This is a genomic window from SAR86 cluster bacterium (assembly GCA_029268615.1).
Classification (GTDB): domain Bacteria; phylum Pseudomonadota; class Gammaproteobacteria; order Magnimaribacterales; family Magnimaribacteraceae; genus JAQWNM01.
Genome location: JAQWNM010000016.1, coordinates 1 through 15,541 on the forward strand (window position 1 = coordinate 1; position 15,541 = coordinate 15,541).

18 protein-coding genes are annotated in these 15,541 nt (G+C 35.0%); 14 read left to right on the forward strand and 4 right to left on the reverse strand.

All coding sequences use genetic code 11. The features are described from left to right. The first annotated feature begins 206 nt into the window (after window positions 1–206). A complete protein-coding gene (locus P8J93_08035; GenBank protein ID MDG2061745.1) occupies window positions 207–356 on the forward strand; it encodes a hypothetical protein in 150 nt (49 codons plus the stop codon). A gap of 205 nt (window positions 357–561) precedes the next feature. Here the strand turns inward: P8J93_08035 and P8J93_08040 are convergent, their stop codons facing one another. Both P8J93_08040 and P8J93_08045 read right to left on the reverse strand, forming a co-directional pair. Beyond that, window positions 562–1,269: a hypothetical protein gene (locus tag P8J93_08040; protein MDG2061746.1), complete on the reverse strand. Its 708-nt coding sequence runs from the start codon at window positions 1,267–1,269 to the stop codon at window positions 562–564. A 185-nt stretch (window positions 1,270–1,454) separates the two neighbouring features. Continuing rightward, on the reverse strand, window positions 1,455–1,904 hold the full coding sequence (locus P8J93_08045; protein MDG2061747.1) for a hypothetical protein: 450 nt from the start codon (window positions 1,902–1,904) through the stop codon (window positions 1,455–1,457). A 74-nt stretch (window positions 1,905–1,978) separates the two neighbouring features. Between P8J93_08045 and P8J93_08050 the strand changes: the two genes are divergently transcribed. After that, the gene (locus P8J93_08050; GenBank protein MDG2061748.1) at window positions 1,979–2,143 is read left to right on the forward strand and encodes a hypothetical protein; all 165 of its coding nucleotides are present in this window, start codon (window positions 1,979–1,981) and stop codon (window positions 2,141–2,143) included. Further along, window positions 2,086–3,867 carry a hypothetical protein gene (locus P8J93_08055; protein MDG2061749.1) on the forward strand — a complete coding sequence of 594 codons (1,782 nt, stop codon included), beginning with the start codon at window positions 2,086–2,088 and terminating at the stop codon, window positions 3,865–3,867. The genes P8J93_08050 and P8J93_08055 overlap by 58 nt, the downstream gene beginning before the upstream one ends. Window positions 3,868–4,087: 220 nt before the next feature. On the opposite strand, the gene P8J93_08060 is transcribed toward P8J93_08055, so the two are convergent. Continuing rightward, on the reverse strand, window positions 4,088–5,101 hold the full coding sequence (locus P8J93_08060; protein MDG2061750.1) for a class I SAM-dependent methyltransferase: 1,014 nt from the start codon (window positions 5,099–5,101) through the stop codon (window positions 4,088–4,090). Window positions 5,102–5,406: 305 nt separating this feature from the next. Next, the gene (locus P8J93_08065; protein MDG2061751.1) at window positions 5,407–6,189 is read right to left on the reverse strand and encodes an SDR family NAD(P)-dependent oxidoreductase; all 783 of its coding nucleotides are present in this window, start codon (window positions 6,187–6,189) and stop codon (window positions 5,407–5,409) included. 193 nt (window positions 6,190–6,382) lie between these two features. On the opposite strand from P8J93_08065, the gene P8J93_08070 reads away from it, so the two are divergent. The 11 genes from P8J93_08070 (at window position 6,383) to P8J93_08120 (ending at window position 15,505) form a co-directional block, all read left to right on the forward strand. Further along, complete coding sequence (locus tag P8J93_08070) at window positions 6,383–7,000, forward strand: class I SAM-dependent methyltransferase (protein ID MDG2061752.1); 618 nt, start codon at window positions 6,383–6,385, stop codon at window positions 6,998–7,000. Window positions 7,001–7,026: 26 nt separating this feature from the next. Continuing rightward, a complete protein-coding gene (locus P8J93_08075; GenBank protein ID MDG2061753.1) occupies window positions 7,027–7,461 on the forward strand; it encodes a DoxX family protein in 435 nt (144 codons plus the stop codon). Window positions 7,462–7,574: 113 nt separating this feature from the next. After that, on the forward strand, window positions 7,575–7,826 hold the full coding sequence (locus P8J93_08080) for a hypothetical protein (GenBank protein MDG2061754.1): 252 nt from the start codon (window positions 7,575–7,577) through the stop codon (window positions 7,824–7,826). 123 nt (window positions 7,827–7,949) lie between these two features. Further along, window positions 7,950–8,825: an LLM class F420-dependent oxidoreductase gene (locus P8J93_08085; GenBank protein MDG2061755.1), complete on the forward strand. Its 876-nt coding sequence runs from the start codon at window positions 7,950–7,952 to the stop codon at window positions 8,823–8,825. Between the two features lie 148 nt (window positions 8,826–8,973). Further along, on the forward strand, window positions 8,974–9,771 hold the full coding sequence (locus P8J93_08090) for a hypothetical protein (GenBank protein ID MDG2061756.1): 798 nt from the start codon (window positions 8,974–8,976) through the stop codon (window positions 9,769–9,771). 93 nt (window positions 9,772–9,864) lie between these two features. After that, window positions 9,865–11,073 carry a serine hydrolase gene (locus tag P8J93_08095; GenBank protein ID MDG2061757.1) on the forward strand — a complete coding sequence of 403 codons (1,209 nt, stop codon included), beginning with the start codon at window positions 9,865–9,867 and terminating at the stop codon, window positions 11,071–11,073. Next, window positions 11,070–11,264, forward strand: coding sequence for a hypothetical protein (locus P8J93_08100; protein MDG2061758.1), 195 nt, complete (start codon window positions 11,070–11,072; stop codon window positions 11,262–11,264). Before P8J93_08095 ends, P8J93_08100 begins: the two co-directional genes overlap by 4 nt. Before the next feature lie 21 nt (window positions 11,265–11,285). After that, on the forward strand, window positions 11,286–12,509 hold the full coding sequence (locus P8J93_08105) for a threonine synthase (protein ID MDG2061759.1): 1,224 nt from the start codon (window positions 11,286–11,288) through the stop codon (window positions 12,507–12,509). A 50-nt stretch (window positions 12,510–12,559) separates the two neighbouring features. Next, entirely contained in the window at window positions 12,560–13,378 is an 819-nt protein-coding gene (locus P8J93_08110) for an oxidoreductase (protein ID MDG2061760.1), read from the forward strand. 100 nt (window positions 13,379–13,478) lie between these two features. Then, complete coding sequence (locus P8J93_08115) at window positions 13,479–15,158, forward strand: hypothetical protein (protein ID MDG2061761.1); 1,680 nt, start codon at window positions 13,479–13,481, stop codon at window positions 15,156–15,158. 74 nt (window positions 15,159–15,232) lie between these two features. Continuing rightward, window positions 15,233–15,505, forward strand: coding sequence for a hypothetical protein (locus P8J93_08120; protein ID MDG2061762.1), 273 nt, complete (start codon window positions 15,233–15,235; stop codon window positions 15,503–15,505). Window positions 15,506–15,541: the final 36 nt, after the last annotated feature.

Here is a 15,541-nt window from a genome sequence, read left to right on the forward strand (position 1 = left end):
TTCTAAAATATAAGTTTTCTAGAGATAAAAAATTTATTTTCCATGAGAATATGTCTTCCATTAATCTCATGTCTCATCTATCAGCAATTTTTTTACTTTCAATATCGATGATATTTTTTTCATAATTGAATGAAAAACATTAAACCTTTTCATTTTTTTTAATCTGGGTTTTTGGATTCTTTGCTTTACTTTCTTTTGATTTATTTATGGAAGGCTTAGTATTTGAGTGGTTAGAATGGAATGGAACAACAAAAAACGATTGGTTTTTTGCTCTATGGTGGGGTTTTGTTGTGGTTTGGTTTATATTTGGAGCAAAAACCTTACATGAAAAAGTTACAAAAAAGTTACAAAGTTAATACAAACTTTTTTGTAAACCTTTTAGATTGTAGGTTTGAGAGTGGTAATCTATTGAGTGGGAATAATTTATAACCTTATAAGTTATTGTTTTCATTGAATATTTTAAGAAAAAGTTACAACAAACTAACAACAAGCTAGTAGTAAGCATAGTTCACAACAAGTAACCCCTAGGAAAAGTTGAATAATTCAACTATTAGATTCTATTTAAATCTTTCTTTTAGAAGCTTTTTCTTCTTCAATTAATCTAAGTCTTTCTTTTTCGGCATCACTAATTTTACGAAATGGTTCTTCTAAATCTTTTAACTTCATTTTTATGAGTTCAAATTCTTCTAGATTGGAGAATTTGCATTGATAGTTCTCTAATTCAGAAATAGTAGTATAAACTTCTCCATCATTATATTCTCTTAGGTAATACTCAAAATAGTGCATATTATCTCTATTCAATTCTCTTTCCCATTTCTCGTAACCCCAAGAACCACTATTGGTATGATTCCATCGATACTTTTCCGGATAAGTATCTATTTCTATACATCCATCTTTTTGCTGGTATGTAGATTTATTAGCTCCTGCCATGAACTGCAAATCCTCTCTGCACATTTCTGTTTTGGTTTTATCAAGCACTAAGAATATAAAATTTAATTCCGGATATGTTTTTATGTAGGGAATTTTTCCTTGAGCTTCTTTTATTATCCTTTTCTCTATTTTCTTAGATAATTTTAATTTTATTTTATCCAGCAAAAGATCGTTTATAGAAAACTTTCCAGGTTTAAATTGTCTCCCTACAAAAGTCCCAATTTTCCCTTGTTCACATGCTAAATAAATAGAGTTAGTATCCAAATCAGAATCCTCAGTCACTATTGCTTGGTTAAAGAATATGAGAAAAAACAAAACTATTGAAAACCTTTTATACATAATTAAATACTATAACAAACTTTGTAGTTAAGACTAGGGCAGAGTCTTTATCTATAAGGTAAACTTAAGAGATGAGGACAAGTAACCTTACTAAGTCACAACAAACTAAATTTAGTGTCCCTCAAACTCATACGCTATAAGGGCTTCTTTAAGGGTTAGTTAGGAGTGGGAATAACTAAACACAATTATTTACGTTTTCTTGAAATTCTAGCCATGGTTGAGGTGCTTATTACGCTTCCATCTTTTTTCAAAGATTCTGCTATTTTGCCTTCGCCTTCAGGAGCATAGATATTAAAGAGAACTAGCGCTCCGTTTGCTCCTCCTTGTTCCATGTGTACATCACCTGGTTCTTTATGCGCAAAATCTCCCACAACTCTTACTCGCTTACCAAGCTCTTTTCCAGTTTCAATATCGATATCGGTGACATGAAGCTCGCCTTCTAGAACCAAAGAACTAATTTCTGCAGTATGCCTATGAAAATGACAATAACAATTTGGTTCCCACTTAACTAATATCTCCAAGCGCCCGTCTTCTCTCGCATCTAGAATAGCGTCAGAGTAATCTATGGGGTAATCAAAGTCTTCCCCCTCGGTGTAGCGCTTCCATTTAAGACTCTTGTCATTTAGCAGATTCATGAGGGCAGTCTAGCTTAGTAAGTGTATAAATGTAAATTCACTACACACCGGCAAAAATTATCATTTTACAATCAATGCTTTGGGCAGAAGCAATTATCAGCACTGCTCTAGTTGCTCCTAATGACTCTGGTTGGTTGTTATTGGCTGTAATAGCAATAATATCAATAGGTACTTTAAAAAAATGGAATCAACTCTATCAAAAATGGGCAAGAGGAGTGATACACTTAGTTACAAAGTAGTTATAAACGAATTAGAGAGAATTTTTAAGCTCTTTGGAAGATTGGCTCATACGAAGATGATTAAACCCATAAGCTATATTTTAATAATCATTTTTACGACAATCATTATATCGAGTTGCGGAGGAGGAGGTGCCAGTAATGATTTAACTCCCCCCAGCAATTTAGCAACAGCATCTATATCAGCAGATCTCACTAATGTATTTTTAGGAAATTCCACGGTAGTCTCATGGAATAGTACTAACTCATCTTCTTGTTCAGCCTCAGGATATTGGTCTGGCGATAAATCAACATCTGGCAGTGAGACTTTTGCTATGACAAATCAAGGAGATCAAGTTTTTACTATTAAATGTGGAGATGCATCCTCTAGTGTGACCGTCTCAGTAAGTTCAGAAGACTTTGAAGGTTCATGTATAAATCCACACAGTGCAAAAATTAAAGAATCATATCTAGGCGATTATGAACTACCTATGCCTGAGAATCAGTTTAGAGAAAATCATCTAAAAGCAGTTGGATTAAAAGATTATGGAGTAGAGTGGATATACAATAATTACGAAAGCAAAGGCGCTAGCTGGATATCAGATTGCACTGAATCTGAATATGTTAAGTTAATGTATCGTACAACTTTACGTCAATTAAAAGAACATGGGGTAGATACTGCATGGGTATATAACTTTGGCTATTGGCAAGATTATCAAGCCGACACTTGGCAAATTAATCATGATCGCAAACACTTAAGTGATTGGGTTATAGAATATATTGCAGAAACTGCACAAGACTTAGGTATGAATATGCATTATGCATGGCAATTCTTAGCATTAGATGATCAAAATAATTTTCTGTTTCCCTTCGATGGTATGGCATATGTTGATATGCCTTTATTAAAAAAGATAATGGATGCACATGAAGTATATATATTAGGTGAAGCAAGTAGACTTCAAGAATTAGATGTAGCATCTATTTCAGCAGACTGGAGTGCTATGTGGTTGTGTTTCTGTGGACTAGAAAATGAGGCAAATCAAAATATCCGGGATGAACTTAAAAGTTATTATATGGAAAGAATGGGATCAATTGTTTCTCAAATTAAGGATAGATTCGACGGTGAAGTTTATGTAGGCGAAGGCATATTATGGAATGACTCACGTGTATTTGATCAAGTTGATGGCATTATTGGCAGCATACCAGGTAACCTGATTCGCGAGGACGAAGTGGCAAATGCTACAGTAGACTTAATAGAAGATCGTGTAGAAGAATACATTAGCCAATTAAATGACACTTGGACATGTAATACACAACAACCATGCTGGGAATATACAACATATCAACAACCTAAAGTTATATGGAATTTATTTGCTCAAAGTCATGCATCATTCTTAAACAAAGGTTGGATAGAAGATGGTTTTTGTACTGCTGGTGAGTATGAAGGAGTCTACTATGATGAATGTTTACAATACTATGTTCCTGCTGACTTTTCAGCGCAAGCAATCTTCATCGAGGGAATATTAAGAGCAATAGATAAGCAATCTTGGTTTGAGACTAAAGGAACCACAGCAAGCACAGCTTATTGGTTATCAGATACAATTATTCCTGAGGATGACCAGTACTCTAGAACAATAGAAGGCTTTCCAAATATCTCACAATCCATTAGAGGGAAACCAGCAGAAAAGATCATTAAATATTGGTATACAGGCGAATACGAAGCATATGACCCCATGTATAATCACTAGATGAGTTGAAGGCTATCTAACTCAGCAAAGATACAATATGTATTTAGGTATTTAAAACTAAGGAAGATAGAAATAGGTTTATGGATGAAATTGCTGGAATGCTTAAAGATTATAGAGAAAAGTATTTCGAGTCTTTTTATACTTATAGGATTACACACCGTGTAACAAGAGAATAGAAGTTTATTGATCTTAAAGACATTCTAAAATTAAATTCTTTAAATTAAACTGCTGGCTTTTCAGCAACAATCCTCCAATTTAAATCTGCAATTTTAGCTTTTTCAGCATCTGTCCATGCTTGTCCACCTGTTTGCAGTAATTCAAGGGATTCTTCTACCCAGGGAGGTAAAATTCTAAATTTCTCAAGTAGTCGAATAACCTTCCTGATTCCAAAAATTAGATTTCTTTTTTGTTCACAGATTGGCCAAGCTGGTTTTTTTGAAGGCGCAGAAGTAAGAATTTTAAACCCTACTCTTTCTAAGGCAGCGCAAACGTCTGCCGGATACATTGACTGTGTAGCTGCTAGAGTTGGCAAGTATGTTTTATGCAAAGCAACATGCTCTTGGTTATTCCAGTCAAAATATGGTGAAAGTAAATATTCTGAACAGGCATATCTAGAGCCGGGTTTCAACACTCTATACATTTCTCTAGCGAAATCATCAAGCTCTTCTTTCTTAAAAAAAGGCCAGACAGCTTGTACTGAAAAACAGCCATCAAATGACTCTGAGTCATAAGCCAAAGGTTCATGATGATCCCCAACTTTAAAATCAAGTCTGTCGCTCATATTCGTTTCTGCAGCCCAGTTAATAGCATTTTCTATTTGATTGGGGTCAATATTGTAACCAGATACTTTTCCGCCTGATAAAGTTGCAAGATAATGCGCTATTCGACCTCTACCACAGCCCATATCTAAAAGATGCGATGATTTTGAATTACGAAGATTTAATTCCTGAAGTAAGGCCTGTTCACAGATGAGTTGATTGTCATATAGGCCTTTAGAATCATTGAACTGAGGTGGAATGTATAGCTTCTCTAAATCAAAAACAGACAGCATATTATTTAAGACTTTATAATATGCAGCAACTGCTTTTGTCTCATCCGCGGTTTTAGTTTCCTCTCCAGCTTGCATGCTTTGAAAAAACTTATATGCATCAATGCAGCCTTGCTTATCTTCATCTGATAAAGTTGCTAGCCTTTTTAAACCTATAAAAGAAGTTTTGATTCTGTACAAGTTCATGCAATAAATCATACACTGAAAAAATAACCGTGTATAAAACTATAAAATTTAAAATGGTCTATATTTTTTGCTTCACTGAGAATAGTTTTAATTTTATCCAAGTCAAGGTGCTTTATATCTATTAAAATGTCATAGCCACAGTATCTAGAGAACTTTTTTATGAATTTAGCTTATCACTCATAGGATTGATGAAAAGATAAATAGATGTAAACTCTCAAATATGGATAGCTAGGAAAAAAACGATATAAAAAAGAAACAGGACGTCTCTATTTCAAAAACATAATCATCAAAAAATTTATAGTTTATTAATTATCTAGCATTGTGCTGTGATTCCACCAAGCTAGATCTGAGAAAGCTCTAAGATCTAATTCATGAGTCCAAGCTGATCTATGTTGATGAGCTAAATGAAAATAAGTTTCCGCAATTTCTTTAGGGAGCAAAAGACCATCGTTTTCCATGCCTTTTGTTTCTCTTAATTTTTGATACATTTCAGGGCCTAGCATTTTACCAAGAGTATCAGGAGCATCTACTGCTCCATCGACTACTATATGGGCGACATGAATACCACTTATGGCAAATTCAGCATTTAAAGATTGGCACAACATTCTTCTTGCTCCCATGGCAGCTGCATGAGAATGTTGAGTAGCGTTTCCTCGCATAGCGGCAGTTGCCGAAGTTACTAAAATAGTGCCTTTCTCCCTTTCTTTCATTAGCGGGCAAAGAACTTTTGCGACCCTAAAGAGGCCCAGGCTAGCCATTCTCCAACCCCACTCAAATTCCTTATGGCTAGTATCTTTTAGGAGTTTCATGCCAGTTTGTGCTCCTAAGTTGTATACTACTACTTCAATAGGCCCTATGTCAGACTCAATGGAATTAATTAATTCTTCCAGCGCGTTATCTTCAATTGCATTAATCAAATATCCATTAGCTGAGCCACCATCATCTTCAATTCCTTTAACTAAACGATCTAAACCTTCTTGATCAGATCTTCTGCACAAGCAAGAGTGATATCCTTCGTTAGCAAACTTCGCAGCTACGGTCCCTCCGATGCCTGCCCCTGCTCCCAAAACTAAACATACTGATTTCATAATTTTCTCCATTACTTATTTTATCTCACTGAGGCGGTCTGTCTACCAGCTGAAATGAATGGAGCAAAGTAGTCACCAATTTGTTATAAGTTGAATAAATATTTCCTTCAGTGCTTGTACTTCTATTGCCTGATTTTATAATCTTGACTTCAATAAGACTTAGTATATTTGATAAACTAGCTGACAAATAATTATGCAAAAAGCAACGGATGTTTTTGGAGAATGGGCTGAAAAGGGCAAAGATAGAGGTATGGAAAGATCTCATGCAATACCCGTTGATGAAATGATAAGTTTTTCACTAAAAGAAAGATCAAATATTAGTAAAAAGTTTAGTTTTTTAGATTTGGGTTGCGGAAATGGCTGGGTAGTTCGTAATGTTATCAGCAATATATTGTGCACTAGGTCAGTAGGCATTGATGGTGCTAAGCAGATGATCGCTAATGCTCAATCAAGAGGCAGTGATGCAGAATATATCCTCGCAAACATTGATTATTATAATTCGCCAGAAAAGTTCGATCTTATCCATTCTATGGAAGTATTATATTATTTAGAAGATCCTTACGAAGTAGTAAAAAGAATCTCAGATTCTTGGCTTAATAAAGATGGTAGATTGATTGTAGGGTTAGATCATTATTTTGAAAATGCAGATTCTCATTCCTGGCAAGAAAAAGTAGGCACTCGAATGCTTATGCTAAAAGAATTAGAATGGGTTGAGATTTTCAAAATGGCTGGATTAAATGAAGTTAAAAGTTGGCGCTCAAACCAAAATAAAGATTGGGAAGGCACTTTAGTTATAACGGGTAAAAAATAATAATAATTTAGGAGAGATAAATAAAGATGAATACCATATCTAATTTTTATGCTTTTCTTCAACTACCTGCTGGGTGGTGGAAAAAGCTCGTTTTATTAGGATTGGCAGTTTTTTTTATCAACGTGGGAGTAGATCATTTTGTTAATCCAGAATTTTATATGTCAATTATGCCTCCAGCTTTTCCATTACATAAAGAGGCTGTTTATATCAGTGGTTTTTTTGAGGTTCTCGGAGGTGTTTGTGTTTTGATTCCACGCCTACGAAAAATAGCAGGCTGGGGATTAGTAGCTCTCCTAGTTGCCGTTTACCCTGCTAATATCTATATGGCAATTACACCCGAGGCATTTCCTGATGTTCCTGTTATTTTTCTCTATGTTCGACTTATATTTCAGTTTTTATTTTTTTATTGGGCTTTCTCAGTAACTAGACCAGCCTATAATGTAGTTGACAAAAAAAAATAACCTCACTTTACATAGAGGCAGTAATTAAAAAAATACAAAAACAAAAGTTTTAAGGATATAGATTAGTCAAAATTAAGTTTAAAAAAACATCAATAATTTAGAGAGGTAAATCCATGATAGAAAATTATCTTCAGTATGGCCAATGGGTAATTCTAGTATTAAGTATTCTGAGTTTATATTTAGTTAGTTCTGTAAAACATGAAACAAGATTAAATGGTTATATACTTACAGGTCTCAGTAGATTCGCTGGTGCTTCAGTATTTATTTTTGTTGATTTATATGCCTTTGTTATTGCTAACTTAATACAAACATATATTGCTTTTATGGGATATTATAAGAATAAAAAGGTAGGTGGAAAGGAGTAATAAATCTCTTTAAGATACTTAGTTATTGAGCGAGAATAATTTTTGATTGTCCCTCATTTCAGCTATTATCGGACAAGGAAAATTTAAGAAATGGGTCAGAAAAATTTTAAATAGGGGAAAGTTATGAAAGTAGGGTTGGCTTTTGCTAGTAGTGTCGCTTTTGATGGAGCAACAACGTTAGAAATTTGTCGAAGAGCTGAGGCAGCAGGCTTTGAGTCTTTATGGTGTGGGGAGCATGTTATTCTTCCTGATGAGATTTATTCAAAATACCCCTACACAGAAGATGGCAAGATTCCTGCTGAACCAGACACTCCTATTCCTGATCCGCTTATTTGGTTAAGCTTTGCAGCAGCAGCTGCTCCAAACCTTCGTCTTGGTACCTGTATTCTAATAGTGCCTCAAAGAAATCCTTTGATTCTTGCGAAGGAGTTAGCAACTTTAGATCAATTATCTGGCGGCCGCTTAGAGTTAGGATTAGGAGTAGGTTGGCTTAAGGAGGAGTTTGAAGCGCTGGGTGTCCCATGGGAAAGAAGGGGTGCAAGAAATGATGAATACATAGAAGCCATGAGAGCGCTATGGAAAGAACCTCATGTAGAATTTCATGGTGATTTTATCGACTTTGGTAAAGTAACATGCAGTCCAAGGCCGGTAAATGGAGAAATTCCTATTATTGTTGGTGGGGACACAGATGCTGCTATAGCTCGTGCTGCCAGGATAGCAGACGCTTATTTTCCTGGAGAAGGAAATATTGATCGTCTGAAGGATTTAATTTCTAGAGTTAAAAAGGCTTGTGAATCAAATGGTAGAGATCCGGAAGCTATTAAGATTAATGCAATTTTTGGAACTCAAATGGCTGATCCCAAAGCAGGTGTCCAAGAAATGATAGAGGCAGGTGTTGACAGAATTATGGTACCGGCATTTTTCTTTGCTGGAGATGGAGGCCTTGATAGACTTAGTGAATTTGGTGAACAAGTCATTCCTATAGCGGAAGGTGAGTAAAGATATTTCTTTTAATAAAATTTTCTTAAAGTTATTTCTGGTTTAGATTCCTGAATATGGCACAAGCCATCAAGGAGTAAATAAATATAAAGGACAAGAGTTATTAGAATAAAATCTGTTGCAATTGAGTGATCAGAGTAGAGAAGAAGTGAAAAGACTAATACTTAGCAGAAAAGGTTTTGATGCTAAAGCAGGAGGAAGCGCTTCTCCAATCCTAGAAGATGGAAGAATTTTTTCTCTACCCATCCCTCAAAATTTTCCATCTCCTAAAAGGTATAAAGATTTAAATTTTGATGGAATATCAGGAGCTCATTTATTAAAAGAAACTCAAACATCTCTTTCTCCTTATGACTATTGCCATTTCGATCCTATGCTTAATGAGGATATAGGTATTTTTGGACAGGCGAGATCATCCCAAACAGAATTAAAAAACAATAGAGTAAGTTCAGGAGATTTATTCTTATTTTTTGGATGGTTTAGAAATTTTCGTAATAAGGGGGATGATTTACATCATCTTTTTGGATGGCTACAAATCGAACAAGTTATTGAGGGCTCAAAAGAAATCAAATCCTTTTTGAAAGAAGCAAATATTGAGCATCCGCATGGATACGGAGATACATCAAGATATAAAAATAATACTATTTATGTTGGAAAAAGAAATCTAGATATCTTTAAGAAAAATAAATTTATTAAAGGGCATGGGTTGTTTAAATATACCCATGAAGATTTGATTCTTACTGAAAAAAGAAAGACAAGATCAAGATGGAAGCTTCCTAAAGAGTATTTTGCAAATTCAGAAAAACTATTTTTAAACAGACTCAAATGGCAAGATGAAGAAGAGTATAGGATTTTCTATAAGGGGTTTGGACAAGAATTTATCTTAAATGCTGAAGAGAATCCAAAAATAGTAGATTGGGCATATTCTCTAATAGAAAAGCATGGATAAATTTCAACAATTAAAGAACTTTACTATTCAAACTGCCATTTATAAGGTTCTTCAATTAGGCTAATATTGGATGGCAATATTAAAGATAAAAATATGAGAATGAAAAGCTATACGATAATAATTATTTTTTCTATGTTTGTATTTGCGTGCTCTAATGATATCAATGAAGAGAGATTAATTTTTGTAAGTTCATTATTTACTGGCGAAGAGCAGTATGAGAATTTCAATAGAGTTTATGAAATTTTTCCTACAAGCAAATTATCTCCTTCAAATAAACCTTTAGTATTTAAAAAAGGAAATCCCTTAGAACTTCCTTCTAATTTTGTATTTAAAGATAAGTTAGTCAACGTAAACGACTATCTCTCTAGAACTGACACCTCTGCACTGGTAATACTTAAGGATGGAAAAATTAGTTATGAGAATTACTGGCTTACAGGAGGGGAAAGGGTGCACTGGCTATCTATGTCTGTTGCGAAGAGTTTTATTTCAGCTCTCATTGGCATTGCTATTGATCAGGGGTATATTAAAAGTATCAATGATGAAGTAACAGATTATGTCCCACAGTTAAAAGAATCTGCTTATGAAAATGTTCAAATAAAAGATATTCTGCAAATGTCCTCAGGAGCTTCATGGAATGAAGATTACAGTGATCCTAATTCAGATATTAATCGCTCTTCCAAAATATTTGCCGTGGGCGGATCTTTAGATGAATTTACAGCAAGTTTAGAAAAAGAATTAAAACCAGGGTCTTTTAATCGATATAACTCCACAGATACTCAAGTATTGGGCATGCTTTTAAGAGAAGCAACTAAGACTTCTATAACAAAGTATATGGAAGAAATGTTATGGCATCCTATGGGAGTCCAGGATAGTGGGTATTGGTTATTAGATTCAAAAAATATGGAGATGGTTTATGCTGGATTTAATGCCACGGCTCGTGATTATGCCAAACTTGGAGAACTCTACAGACTTGGAGGGATCATAAATAGTAAACAGATTATTCCAAGAGATTGGGTAAATGCGTCCATTAAACCAGATGCACCTCATCTCATGCCAGGAAGTAACCCGTTATCAGATTTTCCATTAGGTTATGGATATCAATGGTGGGTACCAGATCTAAGTGGTGATTTTTCTGCAATTGGTGTCTATAACCAGTTCATCTACGTATCTCCAGAATCTAAAATGGTGATAGTTAAGCTATCAGCAAATAGTAATTATGGAACTAGTAAAGATTTAAATGCTGTAAGTGAGTTAGAGACTATAGAATTTTTTAAAACTCTTATTAATTTAGGTAAAAAATGATTTGTATAAAAACAGAAATTCCAAAAGAGCTTTTTAATATCAATGACGAATTAAAAGCAATTTATCATAGTGAAAATACTTTTTGTATTTGGGTTTTTAACAAGAGGGAAGATAGAAATAGATTTATGGATGAGACTGTTGGAATGTTCAAAGACCAGAGGGAAGAGTATTTTGAATCTTTTTATAGTTAAAACATCCTTTAATTTTATTAAATGAAAAACTATGTAACTAATTTAGAATGTTCAGTTACTAGTGAATCTTATCCTGCGGATAAAATTCATGGGCTATCTAGTTGTGGTAAGCCTTTGTTGGTTCGTTATGATCTTGAACAAATTAAGCGCGACTTAAGTAAAGATGAGTGGTGTGTTAGTTCGAAACCTGGTTTTTGGAGATACCAAGCATTATTGCCTGTTTCTCATGAGTCATCCCTAATTTCTCTAGGAGAGGTGATGACTCCATTAATTCCATTGCAAGTTAGCGCCTCATATATTGGTGGCAAGATCGGAAATATTATAGTTAAAGATGAAGGTAGGTTACCAACAGGCTCATTTAAGGCAAGAGGCCTAGCAGTCGCAGTTTCAATGGCTCATCAATTCGGACTCAAGCATCTTGCTATTCCAACAAATGGAAATGCTGGCGCTGCTTTGGCGGCATATGCCAAACAAGCAAAGATGAAGGCAACCGTTTTTTGTCCAGATGATACACCTGAGATCAATATTCGAGAGATTCAACTTCAAGGAGCGGATACCTATTTGGTCAATGGATTAATCAATGATTGTGGAAAAATTGTCCTTGAAGGGAAAGAGAAAGCTGGCTGGTTTGATGTTTCTACACTAAAAGAGCCATACAGGATTGAAGGAAAAAAAACCATGGGATTTGAATTGGTAGAACAAATGAATTGGAAGTTACCAGAAGCTATTATTTATCCAACTGGGGGTGGTACCGGTTTAATAGGTATGTGGAAAGCTTTTCAAGAGTTAAAAGCGTTAGGTTGGCTAACAGGAAGACTGCCAAAGATGATAGCAGTTCAGTCTAATGGATGTGCTCCAATAGTAAGAGCATTTAATGAGGGCCTAGATCATGCTTATTTATGGGAAGATGCTTATACTATTGCTTCAGGTATAAGAGTTCCGGCAGCCATAGGTGATTTTTTAATATTAAAAGCCATTAGGGATTCAAACGGTTCTGCCCTAGGGGTTGACGATGATCACATAATCAAGGTAAGAGATCATATAGCTAAAGAAGATGGGTTACTATTATGTCCTGAGGGAGCGGCTACTGCAGCCGGTTATCAATTAGCAATTGAGAAGAAAATTATTAGTCCTGATGAACAGGTAGTTCTTTTTAATTGCGCTAGCGGACTTAAATATCCAATGCCAACAGTAAGTAAAAATATCAATTTAAATGACCCCATAAATTTTGAGCAATTTGTATAAGGAATTTATAAATTAATAAAATCACAAATAGAAATAATAAGGAGTAAAGAATGAATTCTAAGAAAGTTGTACTAGTTTCAGGAGCTTCATCAGGTATTGGAGAAGTTGCTTCTCAAAAGTTTAAAGATGCGGGTTGGGAAGTTTATTCCGGTGCCAGACGAATAGAAAAAATGAAAGTATTGGAAGCTAGAGGAATCCACGCGTTAAATTTAGATGTTAGGTCTGATGAATCCATGAAAGATGGTGTGGATAAGATCTTATCAAAAGAAGGAAGAATTGATGCTCTAATTAATAATGCAGGTTATGGCTCATACGGTTCTTTAGAAGATGTAGCTATGCAAGAAGCTAGACATCAATTCGAAGTTAATATCTTTGGTTTGGCACGTTTAACTCAACTTGTTCTTAAAAGTATGCGTGAAAGAGGTCAAGGTAAAATTATTAATGTGTCTTCTATTGGCGGTAAGCTCGGTGAACCCCATGGATGTTGGTATCATGCATCAAAATATGCAGTTGAAGGCCTAAGTGACTCTTTACGAATGGAACTAAAACAATTCAATATTGATGTCATTGTTATTCAACCTGGGGCAATTAAAACAGAATGGAGCAAGATAGCTCGTGAAAATATGCTCAAAACTTCTGGTAATACTGCCTATGGAGATCTGGTCAAGAAACATATAGATATGTTAGAGAAGTTTGATGGTAAAGCTTCAGAGCCCTCCCTTGTAGCTGATATTATTTTAAAAGCTTCTCTGTCAGCCAAACCTAAAACCCGATATGTAATAGGTAGTTCATCCAGAGTCATGCTTTTTATGCGCAAAATTTTGTCTGATAAATTATTTGATAAGATGATGCTTAGTTATATAAATTAGCTGTCAGGTTTTAACAAAGAGGATTTTTTAACCTTGATATGAATGTCAACATTGCCAAGGAATAGTACTTTATCTATCTACGCTTTCAGGAGGAATATATATGCTTAAGAATTTTTTTTGCACCAGTGCCTTAATAATTTTATTTTTAGGTTGTGGAAATCAAAGTTCAACATTGAATGAAGAGGATCAAGTTCATGCTGTTTTAATTCCAGGGAGTGGCACTTACAGTCGGAAAATCTCAACAAACAACACTAAGGCCCAAGCCTTTTTTGATCAAGGATTGCGTCTTGCTTGGGGTTTTTATTTTCCAGAATCTATTGCCTCCTATCAAGAAGCTTCACGCTTGGATCCTGATCATCCCATGCCTTTTTGGGGGATGGCGCATGCGATGGGACCAAATCCAAACTCTCGTTATGCAAGAATGCCAGATGATCCTAAAGGAGAGGGTCTTAAAGCGATCAGAAAAGCTTTGGAAAGAATTGAGCTTGCCACGCCACTAGAAGCAAAAATTATTAAAGCGATGTATGTATTCTATGATGCAGAATCTATACAGGATCCAAGAGATCGCGATCAAGCTTACTTATCTGAGATGCGAAAATTAAATAAAGAGTATCCAAATGATCCTGATATAGCAGCATTGTATGCTGGAAGTTATATGTCAATTAGAAGATGGGACTATTGGGATAATAAAGGTAACCCAAAATCTGAGACTATTCCTGTTGCCCAAGCCTTAGAGTATGTTATGTCAAAAGATTTGTCTCACCCAGGTGTACTTCACTTGCATATTCACTTAATTGAAGCCTCTAGTAATCCGGAACGAGCTCTTTTATCTGCTAATTCACTTGAAGAAACAGTTCCAATTGTTGGTCATGTTGTTCATATGCCAGCGCATATTTATGTGCGTGTTGGTCAATATGGAAAAGCTATAGAAAACAATATTCGTTCTCAGGAGGTTGATAGGCAGTTAGCTAAAATATGGGGAGATCTACCTCTGCCAAATATTGGAACCTATCCTTTATCTCATCGTATTCATGCTGGACATGCACTTGATTTCATTCGGTATGCAGCCACCGTACAGGGTAATTATAAAACTGCAATTGAAGCAGCTTGGCAAATGGCCAATAGAATAACAGATGAAAGGGTTATGATAATGCAAGGTCAGAAGCGTGTTTCAGCTCCTTGGCTTGTACTCAAAATATTTGGTAAATGGGGCGAGCTTCTTAACCTAACTCCAGATTATCAAGGTACTCCTTACCTTGATGGAATTTGGTCTTATTCACTAGGCAGTGCTTATTTAGCTATGGGAAATATGGATGCAGCTTTAGAAGAGTTAGATAAATTACAAGCAATTGCTCAAGCTCCTGATGCAGACAAGTATAGGGTTGGCGCAACTCCTGCATCTGCAGTTTTAAGATTGGCAGCTTTTGGTCTTGAAGGAGAAATTCTAATGTCCCAAGGAGATTTACCTGGAGCTATTAAAGCATTTCGTACTGGAATAGAGATTGAAGATAAAAATAATTACACCGAACCTCCAGATTGGGCACAACCAATGCGTCATTATTTAGGAGCTGCCTTATTAAAATCTAATCAACCTGTTCAAGCTGAAGAAATTTATAGGCAAGATTTGCTTTGGAATCAGAATAATGGCTGGTCTCTATTTGGCTTGCATCAATCTTTGGTTGCTCAGAATAAAACAGTTGAGGCTAATAATGTTTTAAAAAAATGGGAAAAGGCCTGGGCTGAAGCTGATATTAGCTTAACTTTCTCTTACGTAGAATAATTAAATATAAATATTAGACCTTTCTGAGATAAAAACACATTGTTTAAAATATTAAAATAAACGAGAATGCGCCTGTGAATTTGTTCAAGAAAAGAAATTTAATTATTTTAGCAGGGTTGATTTTTGTAACTTTTGCAGCCTTGGACCCTATCCACCATGATTACTCTGGTGATCAAAGTTCTAATATTGAATGTCACTTTTGTAATATTGAATTTTCAGAACCAGTTCAATCAAATATATTTGTAGATCAAGTTTTTCATACTAATCTTATAAAGATTAAGATAAGTGAAAATCTTTTTTCGTTTAACTCCAAAAACTTTTATTCTAGAGCACCTCCTAAAATTTAAATTCTTTATATTTTTAAATTTTAAATTTCATAGGAG

Coding starts and splice junctions, on each gene's coding strand:
- P8J93_08035 (MDG2061745.1), top strand. CDS start 207: ATGGAAGGCTTAGTATTTGAGTGGTTAGAATGGAATGGAACAACAAAA.
- P8J93_08040 (MDG2061746.1), bottom strand. CDS start 1,269: ATGTATAAAAGGTTTTCAATAGTTTTGTTTTTTCTCATATTCTTTAAC.
- P8J93_08045 (MDG2061747.1), bottom strand. CDS start 1,904: ATGAATCTGCTAAATGACAAGAGTCTTAAATGGAAGCGCTACACCGAG.
- P8J93_08050 (MDG2061748.1), top strand. CDS start 1,979: ATGCTTTGGGCAGAAGCAATTATCAGCACTGCTCTAGTTGCTCCTAAT.
- P8J93_08055 (MDG2061749.1), top strand. CDS start 2,086: ATGGAATCAACTCTATCAAAAATGGGCAAGAGGAGTGATACACTTAGT.
- P8J93_08060 (MDG2061750.1), bottom strand. CDS start 5,101: ATGAACTTGTACAGAATCAAAACTTCTTTTATAGGTTTAAAAAGGCTA.
- P8J93_08065 (MDG2061751.1), bottom strand. CDS start 6,189: ATGAAATCAGTATGTTTAGTTTTGGGAGCAGGGGCAGGCATCGGAGGG.
- P8J93_08070 (MDG2061752.1), top strand. CDS start 6,383: ATGCAAAAAGCAACGGATGTTTTTGGAGAATGGGCTGAAAAGGGCAAA.
- P8J93_08075 (MDG2061753.1), top strand. CDS start 7,027: ATGAATACCATATCTAATTTTTATGCTTTTCTTCAACTACCTGCTGGG.
- P8J93_08080 (MDG2061754.1), top strand. CDS start 7,575: ATGATAGAAAATTATCTTCAGTATGGCCAATGGGTAATTCTAGTATTA.
- P8J93_08085 (MDG2061755.1), top strand. CDS start 7,950: ATGAAAGTAGGGTTGGCTTTTGCTAGTAGTGTCGCTTTTGATGGAGCA.
- P8J93_08095 (MDG2061757.1), top strand. CDS start 9,865: ATGAGAATGAAAAGCTATACGATAATAATTATTTTTTCTATGTTTGTA.
- P8J93_08100 (MDG2061758.1), top strand. CDS start 11,070: ATGATTTGTATAAAAACAGAAATTCCAAAAGAGCTTTTTAATATCAAT.
- P8J93_08105 (MDG2061759.1), top strand. CDS start 11,286: ATGAAAAACTATGTAACTAATTTAGAATGTTCAGTTACTAGTGAATCT.
- P8J93_08110 (MDG2061760.1), top strand. CDS start 12,560: ATGAATTCTAAGAAAGTTGTACTAGTTTCAGGAGCTTCATCAGGTATT.
- P8J93_08115 (MDG2061761.1), top strand. CDS start 13,479: ATGCTTAAGAATTTTTTTTGCACCAGTGCCTTAATAATTTTATTTTTA.